The 24,815-nt window shown below is 35.7% G+C and carries 24 protein-coding genes; 10 read left to right on the top strand and 14 right to left on the bottom strand.

All coding sequences use genetic code 11. The annotated features are described in order from the left end of the window. Positions 1-46: 46 nt before the first annotated feature. Positions 47-904, top strand: a complete 858-nt coding sequence (locus P6940_RS07485; RefSeq protein ID WP_277293662.1) for a methylenetetrahydrofolate reductase — start codon at positions 47-49, stop codon at positions 902-904. Positions 905-1,008: 104 nt separating this feature from the next. Next, the gene (locus tag P6940_RS07480; protein WP_028257881.1) at positions 1,009-1,197 is read left to right on the top strand and encodes a hypothetical protein; all 189 of its coding nucleotides are present in this window, start codon (positions 1,009-1,011) and stop codon (positions 1,195-1,197) included. Between the two features lie 197 nt (positions 1,198-1,394). Here the strand turns inward: P6940_RS07480 and P6940_RS07475 are convergent, their stop codons facing one another. The 13 genes from P6940_RS07475 to P6940_RS07415 all read right to left on the bottom strand — a co-directional run bounded on the left by P6940_RS07475 (position 1,395) and on the right by P6940_RS07415 (position 15,704). Then, a complete protein-coding gene (locus P6940_RS07475; RefSeq protein WP_277293661.1) occupies positions 1,395-2,150 on the bottom strand; it encodes a Fic family protein in 756 nt (251 codons plus the stop codon). Positions 2,151-2,309: 159 nt separating this feature from the next. Then, on the bottom strand, positions 2,310-2,792 hold the full coding sequence (locus P6940_RS07470) for a HepT-like ribonuclease domain-containing protein (protein ID WP_277293660.1): 483 nt from the start codon (positions 2,790-2,792) through the stop codon (positions 2,310-2,312). Positions 2,793-2,796: 4 nt separating this feature from the next. Continuing rightward, the gene (locus tag P6940_RS07465; protein WP_277293659.1) at positions 2,797-3,102 is read right to left on the bottom strand and encodes a nucleotidyltransferase family protein; all 306 of its coding nucleotides are present in this window, start codon (positions 3,100-3,102) and stop codon (positions 2,797-2,799) included. A 7-nt stretch (positions 3,103-3,109) separates the two neighbouring features. Next, positions 3,110-3,301, bottom strand: coding sequence for a hypothetical protein (locus P6940_RS07460; RefSeq protein ID WP_277293658.1), 192 nt, complete (start codon positions 3,299-3,301; stop codon positions 3,110-3,112). Positions 3,302-4,065: 764 nt separating this feature from the next. Next, positions 4,066-5,511 carry an amino acid permease gene (locus P6940_RS07455; RefSeq protein ID WP_038153187.1) on the bottom strand — a complete coding sequence of 482 codons (1,446 nt, stop codon included), beginning with the start codon at positions 5,509-5,511 and terminating at the stop codon, positions 4,066-4,068. Between the two features lie 17 nt (positions 5,512-5,528). Next, a complete protein-coding gene (gene gyrB / locus P6940_RS07450; RefSeq protein ID WP_277293657.1) occupies positions 5,529-7,430 on the bottom strand; it encodes a DNA topoisomerase (ATP-hydrolyzing) subunit B in 1,902 nt (633 codons plus the stop codon). A gap of 90 nt (positions 7,431-7,520) precedes the next feature. Next, positions 7,521-7,781, bottom strand: coding sequence for an extracellular matrix/biofilm biosynthesis regulator RemA family protein (locus tag P6940_RS07445; RefSeq protein WP_277293656.1), 261 nt, complete (start codon positions 7,779-7,781; stop codon positions 7,521-7,523). A gap of 5 nt (positions 7,782-7,786) precedes the next feature. Beyond that, positions 7,787-8,743 carry a DUF721 domain-containing protein gene (locus P6940_RS07440; RefSeq protein WP_277293655.1) on the bottom strand — a complete coding sequence of 319 codons (957 nt, stop codon included), beginning with the start codon at positions 8,741-8,743 and terminating at the stop codon, positions 7,787-7,789. Beyond that, a complete protein-coding gene (gene recF, locus P6940_RS07435) occupies positions 8,724-9,824 on the bottom strand; it encodes a DNA replication/repair protein RecF (RefSeq protein ID WP_277293654.1) in 1,101 nt (366 codons plus the stop codon). Before recF ends, P6940_RS07440 begins: the two co-directional genes overlap by 20 nt. After that, positions 9,824-10,054 (bottom strand): RNA-binding S4 domain-containing protein, encoded by a 231-nt coding sequence (locus P6940_RS07430; protein WP_028257876.1) that lies wholly within the window; start codon positions 10,052-10,054, stop codon positions 9,824-9,826. Before P6940_RS07430 ends, recF begins: the two co-directional genes overlap by 1 nt. Before the next feature lie 174 nt (positions 10,055-10,228). Next, positions 10,229-11,338, bottom strand: coding sequence for a DNA polymerase III subunit beta (dnaN, locus tag P6940_RS07425; RefSeq protein WP_277293653.1), 1,110 nt, complete (start codon positions 11,336-11,338; stop codon positions 10,229-10,231). Positions 11,339-11,585: 247 nt separating this feature from the next. Next, positions 11,586-13,271: a chromosomal replication initiator protein DnaA gene (gene dnaA / locus P6940_RS07420; protein WP_277293652.1), complete on the bottom strand. Its 1,686-nt coding sequence runs from the start codon at positions 13,269-13,271 to the stop codon at positions 11,586-11,588. Between the two features lie 312 nt (positions 13,272-13,583). Then, positions 13,584-15,704, bottom strand: a complete 2,121-nt coding sequence (locus tag P6940_RS07415) for a TonB-dependent receptor (RefSeq protein WP_277293651.1) — start codon at positions 15,702-15,704, stop codon at positions 13,584-13,586. A 774-nt stretch (positions 15,705-16,478) separates the two neighbouring features. On the opposite strand from P6940_RS07415, the gene rpmH reads away from it, so the two are divergent. The 8 genes from rpmH (at position 16,479) to rsmG (ending at position 23,498) form a co-directional block, all read left to right on the top strand. Beyond that, the gene (gene rpmH / locus P6940_RS07410) at positions 16,479-16,613 is read left to right on the top strand and encodes a 50S ribosomal protein L34 (RefSeq protein ID WP_006555255.1); all 135 of its coding nucleotides are present in this window, start codon (positions 16,479-16,481) and stop codon (positions 16,611-16,613) included. A gap of 81 nt (positions 16,614-16,694) precedes the next feature. Continuing rightward, positions 16,695-17,042 carry a ribonuclease P protein component gene (gene rnpA / locus P6940_RS07405; RefSeq protein WP_028258037.1) on the top strand — a complete coding sequence of 116 codons (348 nt, stop codon included), beginning with the start codon at positions 16,695-16,697 and terminating at the stop codon, positions 17,040-17,042. Between the two features lie 47 nt (positions 17,043-17,089). After that, positions 17,090-17,299: a membrane protein insertion efficiency factor YidD gene (gene yidD / locus P6940_RS07400; protein WP_028258036.1), complete on the top strand. Its 210-nt coding sequence runs from the start codon at positions 17,090-17,092 to the stop codon at positions 17,297-17,299. 147 nt (positions 17,300-17,446) lie between these two features. Further along, the gene (locus P6940_RS07395; RefSeq protein ID WP_277293672.1) at positions 17,447-18,076 is read left to right on the top strand and encodes a YidC/Oxa1 family membrane protein insertase; all 630 of its coding nucleotides are present in this window, start codon (positions 17,447-17,449) and stop codon (positions 18,074-18,076) included. 1 nt (position 18,077) lies between these two features. Beyond that, positions 18,078-18,866: an RNA-binding cell elongation regulator Jag/EloR gene (gene jag, locus P6940_RS07390; protein WP_038153049.1), complete on the top strand. Its 789-nt coding sequence runs from the start codon at positions 18,078-18,080 to the stop codon at positions 18,864-18,866. Positions 18,867-19,073: 207 nt separating this feature from the next. Next, positions 19,074-20,465, top strand: a complete 1,392-nt coding sequence (mnmE, locus tag P6940_RS07385; protein WP_277293650.1) for a tRNA uridine-5-carboxymethylaminomethyl(34) synthesis GTPase MnmE — start codon at positions 19,074-19,076, stop codon at positions 20,463-20,465. An 84-nt stretch (positions 20,466-20,549) separates the two neighbouring features. Further along, positions 20,550-22,427 carry a tRNA uridine-5-carboxymethylaminomethyl(34) synthesis enzyme MnmG gene (gene mnmG, locus P6940_RS07380; RefSeq protein WP_277293649.1) on the top strand — a complete coding sequence of 626 codons (1,878 nt, stop codon included), beginning with the start codon at positions 20,550-20,552 and terminating at the stop codon, positions 22,425-22,427. Positions 22,428-22,745: 318 nt separating this feature from the next. Further along, on the top strand, positions 22,746-23,498 hold the full coding sequence (gene rsmG / locus P6940_RS07375) for a 16S rRNA (guanine(527)-N(7))-methyltransferase RsmG (protein ID WP_277293648.1): 753 nt from the start codon (positions 22,746-22,748) through the stop codon (positions 23,496-23,498). Positions 23,499-23,684: 186 nt separating this feature from the next. Here the strand turns inward: rsmG and P6940_RS07370 are convergent, their stop codons facing one another. Further along, positions 23,685-24,671: an IS30 family transposase gene (locus P6940_RS07370; RefSeq protein WP_028258030.1), complete on the bottom strand. Its 987-nt coding sequence runs from the start codon at positions 24,669-24,671 to the stop codon at positions 23,685-23,687. Positions 24,672-24,815: the final 144 nt, after the last annotated feature.

Raw genomic sequence — 24,815 nt, 5'->3', positions numbered from 1 at the left:
TTTCGATATATTTATATTTATTATCATCGTAGGTAGGAGTCTTACTATGACATTACGAGAAAAACATGAACAACATCAATTTACTATTACTGTAGAGCTAGATCCCCCTAAAAGCAGCTCTGCGCAAAAAACCTTTGACGAAGCAAAGCGATTACAAGGAAAAATTGATGCCATTAATATCGCCGACAGTCCTATGTCGAATATGCGTATGAGCCCTATTGCCCTATCCCATTTATTACAATCCCAATCCAATGTAGAAACAATTTTTCATTTAACTTGTCGTGATCGAAATATTATTGGTTTACAATCTGAATTATTAGGGGCTGCCGCCTTAGGTGTTCACAATATTTTAACCTTAACTGGTGACCAGCCAACTAATGGCGATCATCCACAAGCAAAAGCCGTATTTGAAGTAGATTCTATGGGATTATTGCATATTGCTTCATCACTCAATGAAGGTCATGATCTAGCAGGTAATCCATTAGATGCACCCACTAATTTTTACATTGGTACCACCGGCAATCCTTGTGCTGATGATTTAGTAGCAGAAAAAGAAAAAATTAAGAAAAAAATAGATAATGGCGCTCAATTTATACAAACGCAACCCATTTATGATTTAGAAAAAGCAAAACGTTTTATCGATAGCATGGCCTCTCTCAACATACCAATTATGTTAGGATTAATTCCTTTAAAAAGTTATAAAATGGCCACTTATTTAGATACAAAAGTACCAGGTATTACGATTTCAAAATCCATCTTAGAACGCGTAAAAATAGGCGGTAAAGAGGCCGGACTTGAAGTGGCAATAGAAACCCTTCAAGAAATAAAAAAAATTGCTCACGGCGTTCATATTATGCCTCTTAATGATATTGATACCGTCTTGCATCTGATTGATAATGTGTAGTATATGTAATCCTATGGTATAATGAAATCATATACATGTGATTAGATGATATGTATCATCCATCCACATCTCAATTAAGTTCTATCATCTAAACGAGGAATGTCATGAAAACATTACTAACAGGAATTATTTTATCAATCATTGTGCTCTGCTTTGGTGGTTTTTTATTTGCCTACGGCAATAATCCAGCAGAACCACATTTTATTATCCGAGGAATTGGTCTACTCTTAATTACCTATTCCTTATTAATGCTCTATCATACATGGAAACTGGTCTATAAGAAAAATAAATAGCTTCTTGCATCGTACACTATATATGCTACTATGGGATGACATCATATGTATCCTATGAAAGCTCCCCTATGTTCCTAAAAATGATATAAAGCTTTTCCAAACGAAAATGAAAAGGCAAGTTGATGACATACCATCAACTTGCCTTTTCGTGTATATAAATTATTATTATTGTTACGTTAAGTAAAAAAGATACATATTTATTTAGCTAGTTTTGGTTCAATTAATTGTTTGCATATTTCAATATATCTATCTTGACCATATAGACAAGTGTCTAATAAATATCCTTTTTCTTTATTATATTCATTTAACCCTCGCATATAATAAGGCTTCATATCTTCCATAATAATAAATGGTGTTATATTGTGTTTCAAACACTCTTTGAAAGCAATAAGGCGACCTGTTCTGCCATTACCATTTTGAAAAGGATGAATTTTTTCAAAACCTACATGAAACGTAACAATATCATCTAATGATTTAGATTGTATTTGATGATAATTTGTAAGCAAATTTTTCATTAACGTTGAAACTTCTGATGGATCAGCTGTTTCAACTGTACTTCCGATTAAATTCGGTACAGCTTTGTATTCGCCAACATTAAAATAACTTTCTTGAGCTTCCTCCGTGCCTACAGTTAACATGCCTTGAATTTTTTTTATAAATTCTTCTGAAAGACTATCATTCGCATGATCTAACATATAATTAAACGCATTAAAATGATTGGAAGTTTCAATAACATCATCGCTATAAATCACTTCATCTTTATTAGGAAAAATTGTTTTTGTTTCAAATAAAGATCTAGTTTGTTCTTCTGATAATCTACTACCTTCAATAACATTACTATTGTACGCCATATTAATTTGAGTATAATGATAAATTCCGCTTTTATTTTTATATACTCTCTCTTTTTCTAAATGTTGTAAAATAAGTTGTCCTTGACACGTCCAATCAATCATAATGTATTCTCCCATAAAATAGTTTATATATTTACAGTGTTATTATTGTATAGTATTACTTCATATTGCTTTACCAGTCGATACAATATCCCCTGTGTGAACATAACCATTTAATTACCTCTACCTCTTTTTTATACTCACTCGAATATAGCCCTAACTTCATCGTTCTAGACCGTCATTTTCTTTTGGTTTAGAAAATGTAATTTTAAGAGTAGTTGTTTTAGTTTTTTGTTCTAAATCTTTTTGTATGGCAATTAATATATTTTTTTCTTTGCTATATGTAATATTAAAGTACTTTTCTAATGCATTAATTGTATTAAGCCCTAATTTAGGAACTTCATTAGTTATAGTTTTCCACAAAACTCGCTCATCAATACCAAGATATGCGTATGCTAGTCGATTTCTCATCCCAATAATATCTTTTGCATGATTACTAGTAACTTCTTCTGCTATATCAGCGTTTAAATGATTTACAGATTCTCCAATATGCATAAGAGGCGGAATAAAAGAATCTCTTATGAAATCATCATTTGAAAAAGTCATTTTATTAAAATTTATTCGTTTTAAACGATTAGAAATAATGATAGTTAGGTCCATAATTTCTTCTAAATTGATTTTATCTTGTACAGTTCCATTTTTCATAAATTTATCCTTTTTTTGTTAAAAATAAAAGCTTTAAATCTTGTTTAATGTGATTATAAAACCGTTTATTTTTATATAACGAATGCAATGTTTTTAAATCAACAGGAACATTTAACAAAGTTGATAATTCATTTTGCATACATTCTAAATCCAAATAACTAATGACATCAGGTAAATCAATAATTAAATCTACATCACTTGTTTCTGTTTCTTCTCCTCTTGAATAGGATCCAAACAAATAACATTCTTGAATGGGCCATTTTTTTGCTACCAACATAACGGCATGTATAATTTCTTCTCTTGTTACCATACTAAATTTATTCACTCCCAAAATACGTATTCCATAAACTATTAAATGTTTCTTCATCAATAACATGGCCATAATAATTGGCTTTTAAACTAGATTGCAATTCTTCAATCCAAATATCTAAATCTTTTCCAGTTTCTACAGCTAATTCAAATGATTTTATGTCGTCTTGAAGAGATTTTCTTAAACACTTTATATCCATATAATAATCTCCTTTATATATCGAACTATATCATTATAATAGAATAGAATAGTATCTTATATATATTATATAATTTTTTTAATATATATAATACTATACAACAACACATATCAATAAGAATACTTTTTAACGTAAAAATAAAATAAATAAAAAAGGACGCCAACACCGACCTTTTTCTGTATATCTTTATAATTTCATTTTTTCTGCTTATAATAAATCTACCATACATCTTGTAACATCCTGAATACGTATCATGCTAAACCATCCTATGCATCCTATAGAAGCTCTCCTATATTCATATAAAATGATACAAAACTAAAAAAAGAAAAGGCAAGTTGATGACATACCATCAACTTGCCTTTTCGTTTACATATATCTACTAAAATACTTAATGCATACTATCGTCTTATATAGTACTATGCATTCATAATTCGTTTATATATGCTTATACTTCATCTATTTAAGTTAAGAAACCATGAATCATATATCTATTAAACTACTTCATACGTATACTATCTTCTTATATAGCAGTTGTACATTCATAATTCATTTTTACGTTCTTCCCCTTCATCAATTCAGAAGAAATTTTTGTATAGAGTTCTTTTTACCACTAGAATGTTTGTATAGAATTGTTTCTACCACTAGTAAGAAACGATAGAGATATTAGCTTATACTACTTTCAAATCCCCTCGTATCACCCGTAGTATATATGTTATACGTACTGTCGATGAATCTACCAATCAATACCCATGTAGGATAGGTAATTACTCATCATAATTTCGTGATAGGTCGATAGCTTGTAATGGAATCACTTTTGTATGATGTGTCCATTTATAACCTAGGTACGTAGCAAAGAATACCGGTAATCCGATATAGGCTACACTCACACCATACCAGTCAATTTCATCGCCTATGAAAGCAGAATAATTTTGCCCTGCAATAATAAATATACATAACGCTAAGGCTAATAAGGGACCAAATGGAAATAATGATGCCTTATAAGGAATATGGCTCAATGGTTTATTCTGCGCTTTAAAGGCCCGGCGGAATCGATAATGGGAAATGGCAATACCAACCCAGGCAATGAAACCACTCATACCGCTAATATTAACAATCCAACTATAGGCTGTACCTTCTCCAATCAAGGACGTTAAAAAGGCAAATAACCCTAATGAAGCCGTTAATAAAAGTGAATTAACGGGAACACCTCGTTTATTGACACGGCCAAAACAAGCCGGCGCTTGACCTTCTTTTGATAAAGCATATAGCATGCGCGTAGATGCATATAAACCAGAGTTGCCCGCCGATAATACGGCTGTTAAAATGATGGCATTCATAAAGCTGGCTGCAAAAGTAAATCCAAATCGATCAAATACGAGCGTAAAAGGACTAATGGAAATGTTTTCTACACTACTATTTAATAGATTAGAATCTGTATAAGGAATTAAAAATCCAATCACTGTAAATGCGCCAATATAAAAGAGTAAAATGCGCCAAAATATAGTATTAATGGCTTTAGGAATATTTTTTTCTGGATCTTCTGATTCGCCAGCCGCTACACCGATCAATTCTGTACCTTGAAAGGAAAAGCCGGCTACCATAAATATCGTTAAAATAGCCCCTACGCCGCCTACGAATGGTGCATCACCAACTACCCAGTTAGTAAATCCTGGAGACTCGCCTCCAACGCCTAATATGAGCATGAAACCGGCAAATAAAAATACGAGCACTGTAATTACTTTGATACCGGAAAATATATACTCACTTTCACCAAACGAACGGGTCGATAAATAATTTAGTGTAAATAAAAGGATTAAAAAGATAGCACTCCATACAATGGCTGGTGTATCAGGGAACCAATATTTCATAATGAGCGCCCCGGCTACTAATTCAGCGGCTAAGGTAATGGCCCAATTGAACCAATAATTCCACCCTAAAGCAAACCCAAACGCCTTATCAACGTACCGCGTCGCATAGGTGCCAAAAGACCCCGATACAGGCAGATACGTCGCCATTTCTCCCAAGCTAGTCATGAGAAAATATACCATAAGGCCGATTAATCCGTAGGCTACTAAGGCACCACCTGGGCCAGCAGTACTAACAACTTCACCACCGGCTACAAATAATCCGGTGCCGATAGCTCCACCGAGAGCAATCATATTCATGTGCCTAGCTTTTAAACTTCGTTTTAACTGTTTTTGTTCACTCATAACCTAATTCGCCTCCATTATAAGTCAAGGTTACGAACTAAGTTAGCATTGTCTTCGATAAACTTACGACGTGGTTCTACTTTATCACCCATAAGTATCGTAAAAATTTTATCAGCTTCTAAGGCATCTTCTAAACTAACTTGCAATAATGTTCTATTTTCAGGGTTCATAGTTGTTTCCCAAAGCTGCTCAGGATTCATCTCCCCTAAACCTTTATAGCGTTGAATTGTATAATTGTCGCGACCTACATCATCTAATTTAACTTTTAATTCATCATCACTATACACATACCAATGACTTTTCCCTTTTTTGATTTGATAGAGTGGTGGTTGTGCTATAAATACACGACCATTTTCAATTAACGGTTTCATGTACCGATAAAAGAACGTTAATAGTAATGTACGAATATGAGCCCCATCCACATCGGCATCGGTCATGATAATGATTTTATGATATCTGCTCTTATCTAAATCGAATTCATCAGCAATCCCCGTACCAAAAGCAGTAATCATGGATCGTATTTCTGCATTCGCTAAAATTTTATCTAATCGTGCTTTTTCTACATTTAAAATTTTACCGCGCAATGGTAAGATGGCTTGATATCGTCTGTCACGACCTTGTTTAGCACTGCCGCCGGCAGAGTCCCCTTCGACTAAATAAATTTCAGTCATTAACGGATCTCGTTCCGAACAATCCGCTAATTTACCTGGCAATGAACTAATTTCCAAAGCATTCTTACGACGTGTTAATTCACGAGCTTTTCGAGCTGCTTCACGTGCTCGATTCGCCATCGCCGATTTTTCGATAATCTTTTTCGCATCTGCTGGATGTTCTTCTAAAAAGGTGCGTAACCCTTCCGATACAATGACATCGGTAATCCCTTTCACTTCGCTATTGCCGAGTTTACCTTTTGTTTGTCCTTCAAATTGTGGATTTAATACTTTCACGCTAACGATAGCCGTTAACCCTTCACGCACATCATCACCGGTTAAGTTATTTTCATTATCTTTTAACAAACCAGTTTTACGCGCATAGTCATTTAAAGTACGTGTTAAGGCACTGCGGAAACCACTTAGATGCGTTCCTCCATCAATCGTATTAATATTATTAACAAAGCTTAGTATGTTTTCGCTATAACTATCGTTGTATTGCATAGCCACATCGACAACTACGTCATCTTTTGTATTTTCAATATGAATAATATTAGGATTGATGGCTTCCTTGTTTTCATTTAAGAAGGTAATGAATGAGGAAATACCCCCTTCATAGTGAAAGCTTTCTACCCGCGGTTCTTGTTGTCGATAATCGGTTAAGGTAATCCGCAATCCTTTATTTAAAAAGGCTAATTCTTGTAAGCGTACTTTCAGTGTATCAAAGTCAAACACAGTCGTTTCAAAAATATCTGCATCTGGTTTGAAGATAACCGTTGTACCTGTATGATCAGTAGTACCAATTTGTGTAAGTTCACTCGTTTTATGACCACGAGAAAATGTAATTTCGCGAATGATAGAATCTTGATGTACTTGTACACGGGTCCATTCGCTCAAGGCATTAACGACGGAAATCCCCACGCCATGAAGACCACCGGACACTTTGTATCCGCCACCACCAAATTTACCACCAGCATGTAATTTAGTGAGTACTAATTCTACCGCTGGAATTCCTGATTCATGGATACCACAAGGAATACCGCGACCATCATCAACTACTGTAACGCTATTGTCCTCATGAATCGATACTTCAATATGCGTCGCATACCCTGCCAAAGCTTCGTCTACACTGTTATCAACAACTTCATAGACTAGATGATGTAAGCCTCGAATGGATGTACTACCAATATACATACCTGGTCTCATGCGTACAGCATCCAAGCCCTCCAGAACTTGAATATTCTGGGCTCCGTAATTTTGATCGGACATTCAGTACCTCCTACTATTAATTATGAAAGAATCATCATACTCATAGTGTATGACATGATGATATGAATAACAAAAATCGTCTAACTTTAATTATACAATAGATTGCATAGAAATTATACCATTAAATTCATCGAGTCGACTCATCAGTGTTTGTACAGTAACCGGTGATGTATAGACCGCCGTAGTCGTGACAATATACGTTTTTATCGGTTCCTCTCGACTAGCATGAATATACTCTTCTTCTGGTATCCCATACCCTAGGAGAGGTTCTCTCTTATCCATCAAATCCTCTACACGAAGTATGGCAATAATATCACATGCGGCTACAGCTATGTCATTTCCTATATGCATATACATTATATATCCTCTTTCTCACGATATACGCCGGCCTGACGTAACCGTTCTAGCTGCTCATCTGATAAGTAGTTAGAACGTCGTTTATGGCACAAATTAATCACATGGTCATCCGTTAATTCCTCTGGTCGTTTAAACGTCAATAACATGGCCGTCATATACATATCCTGTCTACTTACGGATCCATGATAAATACGATCCAAATAGAAATATAATAATTCTGAACGAGCTCTATTAAACTCGTCCAATGTGCATTGACCATAGTTAATAATTTCATCATATTTCATATACGGCCTTTCTTGTAAGGCAGATTTAATCGCACTAATGCGATATCTATCGTGTTTCGATTTACAATTGGCACATATCTTGTGATCACTATGCATCCAATTACCACAGTTAGGACATCGTACATAGCCCTGTTTTTGTAAATAGTGGTTCTTTTTTTCTTGCTCAATTTGAATCTTTTTCGTAATCGCTTGCAACCGTTTGTTATCCGTCAACGCACAAATGCGATCAATTCGTTCGACTGATGCATCTGGTATTGTAAGTTTAGAAAAATTAATCCGCCCCGTCGGTATATGTGGCAAATCAATATCACTTGGCGTGGCTGTTTCTTTTACAAAACTATGGCGATACATAGTGAGTTGTATGGTAGTAATTACCGATTCTTTATAATACTCATTAATACACCGTAACAACTGTCTTTGCTGCATTTGTAATTGTTGCATCCACGCAGATGTATAGGCACAAATCACAATCTTAGGCGGCTCGATAGCAAGTACCTTCGTATGTGCTGCTATGGTAGGTCCCACAACCGATTGCCAATGATGTATAAGACTATGCAATCGAAATGGTTGCACCATATGAAACTCTTCATCTAAGGTGCGAGGTAAACAAGTATCCACCGATTCGAACTGATTATGCTGCCTACGGCGCCTCTTATGTTCTATCTCCTCCATCCTCTTCACCTCCACACGCAATGTACTGTACATTTCCTAGTTGTTGAAAGTCCGTAATATCCGTAGTTGTTATTACCGTTTGTATCCGTCGATGAATAAATTTGATTAGATTAGATCGCCGCGCTTCATCTAATTCACTGAGTACATCATCTAATAACAAAATGGGATATTCCCCAACTTCTGATTTTATAAATTCTAATTCGCTAAGTTTCAACGATAAAATAGCCGTTCGTTGTTGCCCTTGAGATCCAAATTTTTTTAAATCCTTAGCACCTGAAAAAAAACATATATCATCACGATGAGGTCCTATAGTAGTTTGTAAACGCTTTTGATCTATCTCCCGATTTTCTTGTAATAGCGCTAATAATTCCTCTTTCGTGGTGACTAACGTATTATCCGTCATATACGGTTGCTTGTAATAGAGCGTTAGATTTTCTAATCCATCCGTTAATTTACGATTCATTAAATCAATGAGTAAATTAATTTTTTTTAAACTCTCTAATCGCTTCTGTATTAAAAAGCTCCCCAAATCAGCCAATTGTTCGTCCCATTCCTCTAAGGATATTTTAGTTTTTCCTTTCCCCTGTTTCAACACATAATTGCGTTGTTGTAACACGCGATTGTATTGTAATAGCTTATGATAATAAGTCGAACTCGTTTGTGATAATTCCAAATCGATAAAACGTCGTCGTCCTGAAGGGCTTGCTTTAATTAACTGTAAATCTTCTGGAGAAAAAATAACCGTATGTAACGTTCCCAATAATTCTTTTTGCGTAATCTTAGTGTTATTTAAAAGAATCTCTTTGCTTCCTTGTTTATATAATTTAATGTGCAACGTATGCAAGGTATCTTTTTTTTCAAAACTAATAATAATACTTGCCTGATCCATAGGAACCATCAATAAATCAGACGTATCATTCGTACGATGACTTTTACCAATTGTTCCCACATAGATGGCTTCTAATATATTCGTTTTTCCTACCCCATTGGCACCATATAAAACAATGCTATCTGGATTCAATTCACACTGATAGTGCTTATAATTTCTAAACTGAAATAATTGAAGCGATGTAATATGCACTATACTTCCTCACTCACAACTGTAATCGTTGCCACATCAACTACCTCTACCACGTCATGAGGTCTAATTTTTTTTCGTTTTTCCTGGCACCGTACATGATTAACCAAAATAGCTTGCGCCTCTAATAATTCCTTAATTTGTCCACCTGTTCCAATAATACCTTCTAATTTAAGTAATTGATCGAGTTGAATGTATTCTGTGTGGATCCGTGTTGTAATACATTGTGTCATAGTTTGTTCCTATATCTTTCCCTATCATTCTATATATGTCCATTATACAAGGGCAATTGTGAATATTTTCTGTATATTTATTAGTATATCAATGATAATATCTATAAAAAACTTTAATATAACCATACTGGAATCTATCACTATCCACGTGGTTATGTGTATAACTGATTGCTATTAATTAGTTCGTACTGGTGTTACCACATAGGTATAATTGCTATTATTATCTTGGCGGATGACTACAGGACCATTTTCTTTTAAATACAAATGAATTAATTCCCCTGTACTATGGCGAAGAATATCACTAATATAACGGCCATTGAAAGAAATGGTAAATGGTTTTCCCTTAAATTCACATGGTACTTCTTCCTTCGCCATTCCCACTTCCGAGTTTTGACTCGATAAAATCACATGTTGTTCATGCCAATCATAGCGAATTACATTATAACTAATATCTTTAGCTAATAAAGAAACGCGATCTACAGCGCCTGCAAATTCTCGACGGTTTACGATGGCGCTCGAATCAAATTGCGCGGGAATAACTTTTGTGTAATCTGGATAGGTTCCTTCAATTAAGCGTGAAATAATATAGATAGAATCGAACAAAAATACAATTTGCGTACGATTCCATATAATACGAATGATGGATGGTGCATCTACTGGTAATAAGCGTGATACTTCGGCTAAGGTTTTTGTAGGAATAATAAAACGAGTCGATGTGGCTGCCGATTCAGGAATTGTTATTTTTTTCACAGCCATTCTATGCGTATCGGTAGCAACCATTGTAATTTCATTATTGTTAATTTCTAGTAAGGCCCCAGAAAATACAGGACGATCATCATCCGTAGCTGCTGCATAATTGGTTAAGGTGATTAATTCCTTTAAATCCATAGAATCAATGTCGATATGATGTTCATCGTGAATTTGTTCTACTAGAGAAAAATCATTTTGATGTAAGGTAACTAAACTAAAATCAGATGAAGCTGCTGTTATTTTTAATGTATTAGTCCCTTCTTGTTGTTGTAATTGAATTGTATCACTTGGTAACTTTCTGATTAATTCTTGAAAGTAGCGCGATCCTACAACCAATGTACCTGGTTCAATAATTGTGGCATCGATGGTAATTTTTATACCTAATTCAAAATCATTGCCTTGTAATTCTACTTGATTTTGTTTTGTTGTAATATAAATGGCACCTGGTACATTAGAATTTGTTTTATTTTGAGATACTTTTTGTAATACATTGATAGCTTTTTGTAAATTTTCTTTAGGAAATAATATATTCATGATAAGTCCTTTTTTAGTAATAACGATATAAGTTATGAATCTATTACCTTTTTTGGTTGATAGATAAAAATAGTAGTTTTAGTAATAGGGGTTGTTGATAAGTGAATAAGTTTCTCTAGGTGTGATGACATGTGGATTTGTGGATAGGCGTATCTATGTGTATATGTGCTACATAGTTATCCACATATCCTCGTATAGTTTGATTATTGCTGAGTTATACACAATTATCCACAACTTATCCACCATGCTATGAACAACTATTTATTTTTTCACGTATTTCATCAATCATACGGCGTGTATTGTTATTTCTATCGTTTCGATCGATTTCACGACAAATCTTTTCGTATGCATGTAATATGGTGGTGTGATCTTTTTTACCAAAAGCACTCGCAATTTGCGGATAACTTTCATTAATTAACTCACGACATAGATACATGGCAATTTGTCGAGGAAATACATATTGTACATTTCTTTTTTTACTTAATAAATCGGATTTCTTGATTTTAAAATAATCAGCAATAAAATCTTGGATAAACTCGATGGTGACTAAGTGAACCGGTTTATTTTTGATTAAATCTGCCAATACACGCAATGCATAGTCCATATCGATATGGTTTAATTTTCCCTCTAACGATGCAGCACCAATTAATCGATTAAAAGCACCTTGTAATTTACGAACATTTTCATTAAATTGTTCGGCAATAAAGGTAATGACTTTTTGATCAATTTGCAAGTCTGGCGCTTTTACTCGTTCTTTATCGATGTTGGCCCTCAAAATGGCTGTTCGTGTTTCAAAGTCCGGTTGTTCAATGGTAACAATCATAGCAGCTTCAAAGCGTGACCGTAAGCGATTTTCCATTTTCACCATATCTTTCGGCAAAATATCGCTGGTGAGGACAATTTGTTTCTTATTGGGACTATCTAACAGAGCATTAAAGGTGTGGAAAAATTCTTCTTGTGTACTTTCTTTGTTTTGTAAAAATTGGATATCATCAACGAGGAGTACATCAATATTGCGAAAGGTGTTTCTAAAACTTTCATTTTGCTTATCTTTTAAAGAATTAATAAATATATTGGTAAAATTTTCACTCGTAATACACATGACCTTTAAATGTGGTTTCGTTTCCATAATTCGATTGCCAATAGCATGCATTAAATGCGTTTTACCAAGTCCCGATTGGCCATAAATAAATAATGGATTGTACCGTTCGCCAGGTTGTTCGCCCACATATTGTGCTGACGCATAGGCTACACGATTTGAATTACCATTAATAAAGCTTTCAAAGGTAAAAGCAGGATTTAAATTCGATTCCGTTAGGTCGATAATTTTGTTGGTGCTTGGAGTAGGTGCTGGTTCCGTTGGTGCTGTATCGACGGGCATGACAAATGGTTTTTCATCGGGAAACAATTGAAACGCACTTTGATGATCACTAGGGTGTGGATCAATATAAACGGGATCATCATAGAGTGACTGCGAATTATTTTGAATTTGCTCTACCGTAGTTGTTGGTGGTATTGATACAGTTGGTGTTTGTGAAACCGTTGGTTGTGATGGAGCTATATTTTGTTGATACGAGGTAGCATCGTCAGACATAGGCGGTAGTGGTTCATTCGTGTCTTTCGTAGGTGGTACGGGCGATGGGGATGTCGCTTCTTCTGATTGCTCAGGGCTTTGAAAAGAAATAATGGAAATATTGACAACCATACCGCATGCTTCGTTGGTAGCTTCTTGTAATTTGTTGTAAATCGGTTTGTTTTTTTCTATAAAAGGTTTTAAATAATTTTGAATCACACCTACAGTAAGGGTGGTGTCGGTTAATGAAACGGGTAACAGTCCCGTATGAATCGATGTTTCCCATAATTCTGGGTTCATAGTTTGTTTGGTAATAGTTAATATTTTTTCCCAAATAGATCCTAAATCCTGATTGGCCATACATAATTCCTTTCTATAACATATATGTGGATAGGTGTATAGGTTGATTGTGGATAAATCATAATTTCTATATAAAAATATACCCGAAAGTTTAGTAAAATTCAAGTCTTAGTGAAACTATTACACCATGTGTATAACTTGTGTATAATCTGTGAAAATAATGAGTATATCCTGTGGTTGTGTAAAGTATAATAATTTTTACTATCAATTTAATATGTTTTATTTGAATAATTAAAAAAAGCGAATCTTTATAAAATATAGTAAAGATTCGCTTTATACTTAATAATATATATATTATGGAGTTATAGAACATTAAAAATTATATTTACATCCTATAAAATAAGATCGTTTAAATCCAGGTATTACGGTATATACACCTTCGCTAGCGTATTCATAATATTCAGTATTTAATAGATTTGTTATACCACCATATATATTTAAAGTCTTATATTTATAATCAAGATTCAAATCAATAATAGAATGTGATCCAACAATACCATCTTCTTCTTTTTTAGAGTCACTTAAGAAATTATTATAAGATCCTATATATGTATATTTTAGTCCAGTAGTTAATTTATCATTAACTTTATATTCTGCATGAATTGATAATTTATGTTTTGGAACTTTTTGTAATCCACTTCGTGTATAATCAATTTCTGTATCAGGATGTTCTTGTATAAACTTTTTACCTGTTTCGTTATATTCACTAAATCCTTTTAAGTAAGTATAATTTTCTTTTAATGTCCATTTACCAAAATATTGTCCTAATGAAATATCAAAACCTTTACGAGAAGTTTTTAATAAATTTTTTGTTAACATTGATAGACCGTAGTCATCTAATGTATAAAATCTATTCATTTGATTATTAGTGTAGGATGAAAATAATGTAACATTAATCGATGAAATTCCTATGTTGTCACGCCACCCTAGTTCGTATAAATTAAATTTTTCATCTTCTGCACTAGTGGCTACATATTGATTTATACCATTAACTTTTATTTGATCAGTAATTTGTAATCCATCAGGACTTGTAAATCCTTTTTCAAAACGAGCATATATATTACCAGTTTTATTATAATTATAGGCTATAGATAATTCACTAGCTGTATTCCATCTATTGTCAGTGTCATTACCAGAAACATTACGAGCAGCATGTTTATCATAAGTCCACTCTGTTTTATCACGTCTGATTCCTTGAGTAAATGTCCATTTATTTTTATTTAAAATATTTAAAATATAAATAGCTGAATTCTTTTTATGATAATAAAAGCTTAAAGGAACTTCTTTATATATTTTTTGTTGATAATTTATTGACTTATAGTCATTATAATTAAGATTAGCTTTTTGACTGTAAATATCTAAACCTACTAATAAATCATTTTTTAATCCATAATTATAATCAAATTTTAATTTAACTCCTTTAGTATCATGATTCATTTTTCTGTAATCAGTATCATTATTTCGATAATATCCAGTATTATAGAAAAAATCACCTGTAACATATAAATTTTTATTAATATCCTTATGATAAGTCATGTTATATGAGGTTAATTCTCGATTTCCATTTAAATAATCTGGACGTACTGTTTCTATTTTATGGCCATCTTTATCTAATCCTAATGTAAATTTTTGTAATTTAGGAACATAATTATAGCCTTCTTGTTTCAATTTTTTTGAATTAACACTACCAACATAATTACTTTTTTCATCTAAAAAACTATATCTAAAAGTGATATCTTGTGAATTGTCAAATTTATAGGTAAGTCCTGTATAATAATAATCGCTATGTCGATACGTATTTTTAAAATATAAATTCCTATGTAATTTATTATATCCAGCTTGGATACTTAGATTATTATTTATTTTATTCCCTACATTAATACCTAATCTATGGCCCTGCGAATTAAATTCTGTAGTGATTATATTTTTAGGTTTTTTTATAGATCGTAAATTAGTAGTAATATTAATAACACCACCAGCACTTCCTGAACCATATAAAACGGATCCACCGCCAGGAATAATTTCAATTTTTTCAACTTGCTCAATAGGAACAATATCATAATTAGTTTTCATTGGATGATTGACCATTGTTGTAATGGGAGCACCATCTAACATTACTTGAATATTACGAACTGATTGATCTGAACCTTGTCCACGAATATCAATGTCTCCAGTTCCTGTAGTATTCACGTTAATACTTGTTATATCATTTAATGCATCTGATATCGTACGATAACCTTTATTTTGTAAATCTTTATCACGTAAAACAATAACTTGTTTAGTATTACGTAATCGTTCAATTTCTACATAATCAGATCGTACTTTTATGGGATGTAATTGAACAGGTTGCGTGTCTGTTGCATAAACAGTACTTAACAGTGGTGTAACTATTGTTAATGAACATAGTAGTTGCTTATATAAAAATTTAGTCATAATTTTGACTCCTCTATGTATTCTATTAGTTGAATAATTAATAATGATAAATATTTTCAATTAAAAGTATACATAAATAATTAATTATTGACAATAAGAAGTATGAGAGATTTTATAAATTGTTAGAAGTCTGTAATGAAATATAATAATACATTGTAGAATATAATCAAAGAATTATACGTAATGTATAAAATAAATACATTAAAAATGTATTAGAAGTGTAGTAATAGACATGTACCTATTTGTAAGCAGTGGATACATAAATGAATCGTGTATATATGATTATCATATGGATAAGTTATTTAGAAAATTGTAAAATATATAGACTTATTATGTAATGACATATGAATTTGTAAAATATGAAAATTACACAGAAAAGGAAAGTGTGTTTTGCCTTTTCAAAGGCAATAAAAGAATTATATACAGAGGTAATAAGAATAAAATCGTACTCACGCACCGTGGCAGAATGATGACGTCGAGAGACGTCATAGGGAAGATGGTAATATTTTATATAGCAGAAACGTCTTTATAAGTAAAAAGGAATATATCAAACAAGTAAAATAACGTAAAGTAAGATATAATATGACAAAGACTATTCTTGAATTTACAAGTCTAAACCAAGTTGTATCAGAATACTTCTCAATGTGTTACACATGTGTGACAACTAAGAATTATAAATTTATAGATTTTGATTGACATTTACCAGCGTACACCATATACTTATACTGTTATGGTATAAGTAATCATAAAACATTACGAGGAGGTGTTTTACTAATGAAACGTACTTATCAACCAAATACGCTTTGGAGAAAACGTACTCATGGTTTTCGTGAACGTATGAAAACTATTGGCGGCCGTCTCGTGTTAAAAAGAAGACGTGCAAAAGGCAGAAAAAAATTATCTGCATAATATAATAGCTTTTAGGCAGGAGAAAAAACTTGGCGCTGCTGCCAAGTTTTTCTATTCTATGGTGAATATATGAAGGAAAGAATGAACGGCTTACGGAAAGAACGTAGGATTACTAAAAACAGTGAATATCGTCTTGTATATAAACATGGTAACTATGAAGTCGGTCGTCTTTGCGTTATATATCGTATGCCAGTGGCTAAACAAGCAACGCGAATTGGGTTTGTAACGGGTAAAAAAGTAGGTTGTGCAGTAGAACGTAATCGTGCTAGACGATTACTAAAAGAAGTATATCGTCTACATCAACATGATATTCGAGAAGGCTATCATATTGTGATGGTAGGGCGCGCTAAACTTAGTACAGCTACATACGCGCAAGCAGAAAAAGAAATACTCTATTTGCTAGGGCGTAGTAAACTTATGAAATCATAAAAGAGGCGATACGAGTGCATAGATGGATTACGTATATCAGTAGAGGTATCAATTTCATATTGATTACGTTAGTACGTATATATCAGATAGCTATATCACCATTAAAACCGAGAACGTGTCGATTTTATCCTACATGTTCTACATATACCCTACAAGCATTACAGAAATATGGTCCAGTTAAAGGTAGCATTTTGGGAATCAAGCGGATTATGAAGTGTCATCCCTTTCATAAGGGCGGCTATGATCCATTACCATAATGCACAGTTTTGGAAATACCGAAGTGTCTGTATGGATGAAATTTAGACCATACCATAACCTTATAGGCACGCACAGGACGATAGCTGTATGTTATATTTTGATACAGGAGAAGACTATTGGCAATATTTCAAATTTTAGTTGATTTTATGGCACAATGTGTGACATGGTGCTATCAACTTACTCAATTAGTAGGATTTCCTAGTTATGGTATCGCCATTATTTTATTAACTATCGTTATTAAAGCAATTTTGGCACCATTAACAGTTAAACAAATCAAATCCATGAAGGGCATGGCTGAATTACAGCCTAAAATGAAAGAAATTCAAGAAAAGTATAAAAGTGATCCACAACGGGTGCAACAAGAAATGGCAAAACTATACCAACAAATGGGGATCAATCCCTTATCGGGGTGTTTACCATTACTTGTACAGATGCCATTTTTAATCGCTATTTATTGGGCATTGAAAGATTATGCATATGATCCTAATTTTATTAGCTTTTTATGGTTACCTAGCTTAGGTGAACCGGATCCTGTGTATATTCTACCTGTATTAAGTGCCGTGTCTACGTATATTATGAGTAAACAAACTGGTGGCGCTAGTGCAGGTGTTGCTGGTGGTGCACAAGCTAAAATCATGCAAATTTTCATGCCTTTATTCATTGGCTATATCAGTTTAAGCTTTCCAAGTGGATTAGTTATTTATTGGGTTGTTTCTAACATTTTCCAATTAATACAACAAGCCTTTATCTATAGAAATGATAAAAAGGAGGCTTAATATGGAATTTATAGATGTATCTGCAAAAACCGTAGAAGATGCGATTGAACAAGGAAAAGAACAATTACATCAAGATGGTCGTGAATTTGTTAACAGTGAAATTGTTACACAATCATCGAATGGATTTTTAGGCTTTGGTCGTAAGCCAGCTGTAGTTCGTTTATATTTTACAACTAGTGAAAGCGAAGATGTAGTGGTACCTCGTAACGAAGAGGATACTGCTCCTGAAGAAATCGTGGTAGAAACCACTGAGGCACAGCAAGTGGCAGCAGACGATGATCGTTCTTTACGCGCTAAAGTAGATGACCATACGAACGATGTTCTTACAAAAGAAGTGCAAGATATGATTGCTAAGAAGGGGAAACAATTCTTAGACGACATGTTTTCACAAATGGGTTTATCGGTAATGATTGAAAAGATGACGACCCAGGATAAAATTATCTTTCAGATTCACGGTGAAGAACTGGGAATTTTGATTGGTAAACATGGTCAAACGTTAGATGCCATTCAGTATTTAACGAATTTAGTAGCCCATAAAGAAGTGAACGGTCATTGTCACATTGTAGTGGATGTGGAAAATTATCGGTCCCGTCGTGAAGAAACGTTACAAGTATTGGCTAAGCGGTTAGCTAGTAAAGTGAAACGAACACGACAAAAAGTGTCGTTGGAACCGATGAATGCGTTTGAAAGAAAATTAATTCATACGGCATTACAAAATGATGCACATATTGTGACTGATAGTGAAGGTGAAGAACCATATCGCCATGTGGTGATTAGCTATAAGCGATAATCGTAGTAGAAAATTGGCATGAAATACATCTGTGTTTCATGCCAATTTTTATGATATTATTTTACTCACACCGTCATCGTGTATTATACTTAAAGGTAGAGCTGTTAGAGTATGTTATAGGTCTGTGTACATGCATAGATGTAGATTGTATGCCAGTGTAGGAATACGTTCATAGGACCATAGAGAATTAGGATAAGGAGAAATTGTATGTATCTATCTGATACGATTGCCGCCATTGCTACGCCACCGGGTATTGGTGGTGTCGGTATTATTCGTGTAAGTGGCAGCGAGGCGTTTTCCATCGTCAATCGATTATTTTCGAGTCAAGGGACATTGGATTTACGTAAGCGACCTAATAAAACAATTCAATATGGCTATATCGTCGACCCTGATACACCAGATAGGCACATCATCGATGAAGTGTTGTTGCTATTAATGAAAGGCCCTCATTCGTATACGGCGGAAGATGTCATTGAAATCCAATGCCATGGCGGTATGGTGTCTGTACGATCGATTTTACAATTATTGCTAGTCAATGGGGTTCGCTTGGCAGAGCCGGGAGAATTTACGAAACGAGCTTTTTTAAATGGTCGTATCGATTTGACACAAGCAGAGGCTATCATTGATATTATTGATGCGAAAACGGAAGACTCGTTATCCTTAGCGGTACAACAACTAGATGGCACTGTATCCACCTATATACATGAGGTACGGGAACAGTTAATGGCTATGATTGCACGATTAGAAGTTACCATCGATTATCCCGAAGAAGATATTGAAGAGGTAACTTTAGAGGAAGTCAGGGATGGTTTATTGCCGATTATGAACGATATGGATGACCTACTGGCGACGGCACAGACGGGACGGTTAATTCGTGATGGCATTATGGCGGTCATCGTAGGAAGACCGAATGCGGGCAAGTCGAGTTTATTAAACGCCTTGCTCCGTGAAAATCGAGCCATCGTTACCGATATTCCAGGTACTACGAGAGATAGTATTGAAGAATACATGAATGTTGAAGGGATTCCGCTTCGACTCATCGATACGGCGGGGCTTCGCCATACGGAAGATACCATTGAGGCGATGGGCGTTCAAAAAGCGAAAGACTATATGCAACAAGCGGATATGATTTTATGTGTCATTGATGGGTCCACACCGCTTACGGCAGAGGAAATTGATATTTTACAATCTGTATCGGGTAAGCAGACCATCGTGTTGATTAATAAATCGGATGTGGCGCAAGTCGTTACGGCGCATGATATCAAACAGATTGGTACGTATACGGCGATAGAAACCATTAGCGCCAAAGCTGGTGATGGGACTCGTATACTCAATCATTGGGTGAAAGAATTAGTCTATGGTGGACAGGTGGCGCATCATCAGCAAGCGGTGTTAAGTAATGTGCGTCATATTTCATTGATGGAGTCGGCTAAGTCACAGTTACTAGAGGCGATGGCAAGCATTGATAGCGCTATGCCTGTAGATTTAGTGGTTACCGATATTCGTGGCGCATGGGAAGCACTGGGCGACATTACGGGCGATACGATTCGCGAATCCTTAGTAGATGAACTATTTTCACGATTTTGTTTAGGGAAATAATGTCCTAGATTGATGGTAGTAAATGAGCTATGCGTAACGATCTATGGTATAGAATGAGTATTGAATCATTGAGGTAAGGTTTAGATGTATACAGTAGATAAGTATGATGTAATTGTGATAGGTGGCGGTCATGCTGGCTGTGAAGCTACATTGGCAGCAGCACGCATGGGGTATCGCACTTTAATGGCCACATTAAATTTAGATAATATTGCGTTAATGCCCTGTAATCCAGCGATTGGCGGTCCTGGTAAAAGTCATTTAGTGTGTGAAATTGATGCCTTAGGTGGTCAGATGGGGATCAACGCAGATGCTACGACGGTGCAAATGCGTATGCTAAATACGGGGAAAGGGCCAGCGGTCCATTCCTTGCGCGCTCAGTCGGATAAAGGGGCCTACCAGCGATTGATGAAAGAAACCCTAGAAAATACAGAGGGCGTCAATATTAAGCAAATCATGGTGAATGAACTCTTGGTGGAAGATGGCACTGTGAAAGGGATTGTATCAGAACTAGGCGAAGTCTATGAGGCTAGAGCGGTGATTTTGTGTACCGGTACCTATTTAAAAGGAAGTATCATCACTGGCGAGTTATCCTATGCAGGGGGACCGAATGGGCAACGATCGGCGGAACTACTTTCAGAGTCCTTGAAGCGCCATGGCATCGCCTTACGACGATTTAAAACGGGTACACCGGCGCGCGTAGATCGACGCACGTTGCATACGGAACGGATGGCCATCCAAGAAGGGGACCCTCATTATCACTCCTTTTCCTTTATGTCCGATTGGAAAGATCGAAACCGCCAAGTGTGTTGGCTAACTTATACGAATGAAGAAACCCACGAAATTATTAAAGAGAACTTGCATCGCGCTCCTATGTATAGTGGCATGATAAAAGGGATTGGTCCTCGCTATTGTCCAGCCATTGAAGATAAAGTGGTTCGTTTTGCCGATAAAAATAGACATCAATTATTCATCGAACCAGAAGGAGAACATACGAATGAAATGTATGTACAAGGGATGAGTACGAGCCTACCTATCGATGTACAATATGCTTTCTTGCGGACGATTCCCGGCTTAGAATCGGTAGAAATTATGCGCCCTGCCTATGCCATTGAGTACGATTGCCTAGATCCTTTACAATTGACACCGGCTCTAGCGGTGAAAGCGATTAAAGGTCTTTATTCTGCGGGACAAGCCAATGGCACATCGGGCTATGAAGAAGCGGCGGCACAAGGATTGATGGCTGGTATTAATGCGGCCTTATACTTGAGTGGTAAAGAACCGTTTATCCTATCTCGATCCGAAGCCTACATTGGCGTATTGATTGATGATTTAGTGACGAAGGGAACGAATGAACCCTATCGCATGATGACGAGTCGCAGCGAGTATCGCTTATTGTTGCGCCAAGATAATGCAGATATGCGTTTAACAGAAAAAGGGCGCGCCATTGGACTCGTAAGCGATGAGCGGTATCAGCGCTTTCAGAGTAAGAAAGAGGCCATTGAAAAAGGCATTCAATTGTTGAAAGATACGCCGATTACTCCATCAAAAGAAACGCAAGCCATTTTACAAGAACTAAAAACGGCACCGATTAAAACGGGGATACGGGCCTTTGATTTGGTGAAACGTAACGAACTTTCCTATTCTATGGTGGCGGACGCCTTTCACATAGAGCGATTTACACCGGATGTGGAAGAAGAAATTGATATTTCTATTACCTATGATGGATATATTAAAAAGCAACTCGACCAAGTGGAAAAGGTGCGCAAATTGGAATATAAAGTGATTCCTTCCGATTGGGACTATGGGTCTATGAAAGGGATTACCTTAGAGGCTAAGCAAAAATTAGAAACAATTAGACCTCATTCTATTGGACAGGCAAGCCGTATTTCTGGCGTATCTCCAGCAGATATTTCTGTACTACTCATTCAGTTGGAACAGTATCATCGCAACCATAAGCAGTAAGAGTCACACGATGTGCTTAGGTCGTAATGATGATTTGTAGACCTAGTAGCAAGGCGCAGCAGTATAGTGTAGATAGATGTTGATAATACAAGCTATGCATTGTCTTTTACTAGATGTAGATAGAAAGAACGCGTTTTTAGGATACTATTCGTACATTAGGATCGCCATATGGTACTACGTGCTAGACGCACCGTAGGGCATGCGTTTAGGAGTAGAAAGGTAGATAGCCTTTGCTAGATGGTTGTAGATCGATGACCGTAGTTGATGTTCATAGGCGTAACGTATAAATTAGTAGATGGATAGAAGAAAGGACTGGCTATGAAAGCATCTGTATCAGACTATGTAGTAGAACAAGACGTATTTATAGCGGATATGTTAGCACAAATGGAGGCTATCGGATTACCGTTAACCGATGCACAAGGACGAGATTTTTACACCTATTACGTGTATTTAATCAAGACCAATGCGCATATGAATTTGACGGCTATTACGGACGCTCATGAAGTAGTGGTTAAGCATATGATCGATTCCCTATCTTGTTATGACCCAGCCTATTTTTTCGAGGGGGCACGTCTGTTAGATGTGGGAACGGGTGCTGGATTCCCAGGCATTCCTCTCGCCATCTATCGCCGTGACTTAGAGATTACCCTTTTCGACTCGCTGCAAAAACGATTGCGCTTCTTGCAAGACGTCATTGACATGCTCAATCTTACAAATGTGACCACGTTGCATGGGCGTGCGGAAGATATGAGTCATCAAATAGAACATCGTGAACGTTATGATCTGGTTACGAGTCGTGCAGTGGCTCGACTTCCCATATTGGCAGAATGGACCTTACCCTATGTGAAAGTAGGCGGCTATTGCATCGCTTTAAAAGGGGCTATCTATGAAGAAGAAGTAGAAGAATCACAAAGGGCTCTATCTGTGTTAGGCGGTGCCGTACGAGAAATTCGTCCCATCACATTGCCTACCATATCGGATAAGCGCGCCGTGGTGTACCTAGAAAAACAAAGAAAGACACCAATGAACTATCCGAGAAAACCAAAAGATATTAAAGCGCGCCCTTTATAAGAGGGGCGTATGCTACACGCGTGGAGAATAGGATAGATACTAACTCACATAAACGACATAGATAATATAATGATTGTGTTGCTCCCTCTAATCTGGCGACAGAAAAGGTGTTCATTTTCGGATAGATTACTCACATTTTTCGTATCCGTCATGGTAAATGTCAACAAGCTTTTCTATCTTGAATTGTCAAGTCAAGTGCAACTCTACTGAATGGTAAACTTCATAAGGTGTTTTCCAGTTTAAGCATTTACGTGGACGACGATTGATCTCTTCTATTTTCGCTTCAATATAGCTATCTGATTGGTCAATATCTTTCGTTTTTGGAAAGTATTCTCTTAATAGACCATTTGTATTTTCGTTGGTACCTCGTTGCCATGGGTGATGGGGCAACGGAAAATAGAATTCTACGAGAGAAAGTTGCTGTGAAATTTCGGGATGTTTTGAAAATTCTTTCCCTCTATCGGGAGTGATGCTTTGAAGGGGTTCATCCTTCAGCAGTTCAACCATGGCTTGCTTAACACATTGGGCAGTCTTCTTTGAAATTTTCCGGCAAAGAAGGTAGCGACTTTTTCTGTCTGTTAATGTGAGTAGACATGCTCTGCCGATCTTACCTGCCACTGTGTTTGCTTCCCAGTCGCCTAAGCGTTGCCTTTTTTCGGCTGCATCGGGTCGCTCGGATATGGGATTAGTGATTGGAATTTTACCGCGTCTCTCTTCATAGGACTTGCTATGCCTTGTTTTTCCGCGATGTCTTAATTTTCTAATACATCCTCTGTTGCCCCTAGAGAGATTCGGATCGTCAAAAAGGCCATAATAAATGGCTCGATAAATTGTAGTGAAGCTAATGCGATAAACACTTTTTTCATATTTTAAGCGAGCAGCGATCTGTTCCGGAGACCACTGATGCTCTAAGAATAACGACTTTACCTTTTGGAAAAGAACAGCATCGTCTAACTTCTTATGAGGACGACATGCTTTTCTTCTGGTGGCATAAAGTGCCTGTGCATCGCAGGGCAAATATGTTCCCTGTAAAGAATTTCTCTTTAACTCACGACAAATTGACGATTTGTTGCGTCCTAACTTTGTTGCTATTTCAGATTGATTTAAGCCGATGTCCATATAATGTTTTAGCAACTCACGCTCTTTTAGTGTAAAATGAGAATAATGATTCATCGTTCCTCCTGGTTGATTGGTTTTCGTCGACATAATTTTACCAGAAAACGGTGAATCATTTTTTGTTGCACTTAGATTGTAAATTCAAGCTTTTCGAAAGGATAAAACAATGATAGAAAGTAGACCTAAGTTTGATAAAATCAC

The organism is Veillonella montpellierensis (genome assembly GCF_947090115.1).
GTDB classification, from domain to species: domain Bacteria; phylum Bacillota; class Negativicutes; order Veillonellales; family Veillonellaceae; genus Veillonella; species Veillonella montpellierensis.
Note: the sequence above shows the minus strand (reverse complement) of the source record. Positions and strands in the feature narration are given on the sequence as shown.

Bases quoted from the DNA above. Each gene is read 5' to 3' on its own strand.
- P6940_RS07445 (WP_277293656.1), bottom strand. From the start codon at position 7,781: ATGCATATAGGAAATGACATAGCTGTAGCCGCATGTGATATTATTGCC.
- mnmE (WP_277293650.1), top strand. From the start codon at position 19,074: ATGTATCTATCTGATACGATTGCCGCCATTGCTACGCCACCGGGTATT.
- P6940_RS07460 (WP_277293658.1), bottom strand. From the start codon at position 3,301: ATGGATATAAAGTGTTTAAGAAAATCTCTTCAAGACGACATAAAATCA.
- P6940_RS07395 (WP_277293672.1), top strand. From the start codon at position 17,447: ATGGCACAATGTGTGACATGGTGCTATCAACTTACTCAATTAGTAGGA.
- jag (WP_038153049.1), top strand. From the start codon at position 18,078: ATGGAATTTATAGATGTATCTGCAAAAACCGTAGAAGATGCGATTGAA.
- P6940_RS07370 (WP_028258030.1), bottom strand. From the start codon at position 24,671: ATGAATCATTATTCTCATTTTACACTAAAAGAGCGTGAGTTGCTAAAA.
- dnaN (WP_277293653.1), bottom strand. From the start codon at position 11,338: ATGAATATATTATTTCCTAAAGAAAATTTACAAAAAGCTATCAATGTA.
- P6940_RS07480 (WP_028257881.1), top strand. From the start codon at position 1,009: ATGAAAACATTACTAACAGGAATTATTTTATCAATCATTGTGCTCTGC.
- P6940_RS07470 (WP_277293660.1), bottom strand. From the start codon at position 2,792: ATGAAAAATGGAACTGTACAAGATAAAATCAATTTAGAAGAAATTATG.
- dnaA (WP_277293652.1), bottom strand. From the start codon at position 13,271: ATGGCCAATCAGGATTTAGGATCTATTTGGGAAAAAATATTAACTATT.
- rsmG (WP_277293648.1), top strand. From the start codon at position 22,746: ATGAAAGCATCTGTATCAGACTATGTAGTAGAACAAGACGTATTTATA.
- P6940_RS07485 (WP_277293662.1), top strand. From the start codon at position 47: ATGACATTACGAGAAAAACATGAACAACATCAATTTACTATTACTGTA.
- P6940_RS07475 (WP_277293661.1), bottom strand. From the start codon at position 2,150: ATGATTGATTGGACGTGTCAAGGACAACTTATTTTACAACATTTAGAA.
- rnpA (WP_028258037.1), top strand. From the start codon at position 16,695: ATGAACGGCTTACGGAAAGAACGTAGGATTACTAAAAACAGTGAATAT.
- P6940_RS07455 (WP_038153187.1), bottom strand. From the start codon at position 5,511: ATGAGTGAACAAAAACAGTTAAAACGAAGTTTAAAAGCTAGGCACATG.
- P6940_RS07440 (WP_277293655.1), bottom strand. From the start codon at position 8,743: ATGGAGGAGATAGAACATAAGAGGCGCCGTAGGCAGCATAATCAGTTC.
- P6940_RS07430 (WP_028257876.1), bottom strand. From the start codon at position 10,054: ATGACACAATGTATTACAACACGGATCCACACAGAATACATTCAACTC.
- P6940_RS07465 (WP_277293659.1), bottom strand. From the start codon at position 3,102: ATGGTAACAAGAGAAGAAATTATACATGCCGTTATGTTGGTAGCAAAA.
- gyrB (WP_277293657.1), bottom strand. From the start codon at position 7,430: ATGTCCGATCAAAATTACGGAGCCCAGAATATTCAAGTTCTGGAGGGC.
- P6940_RS07415 (WP_277293651.1), bottom strand. From the start codon at position 15,704: ATGACTAAATTTTTATATAAGCAACTACTATGTTCATTAACAATAGTT.
- rpmH (WP_006555255.1), top strand. From the start codon at position 16,479: ATGAAACGTACTTATCAACCAAATACGCTTTGGAGAAAACGTACTCAT.
- mnmG (WP_277293649.1), top strand. From the start codon at position 20,550: ATGTATACAGTAGATAAGTATGATGTAATTGTGATAGGTGGCGGTCAT.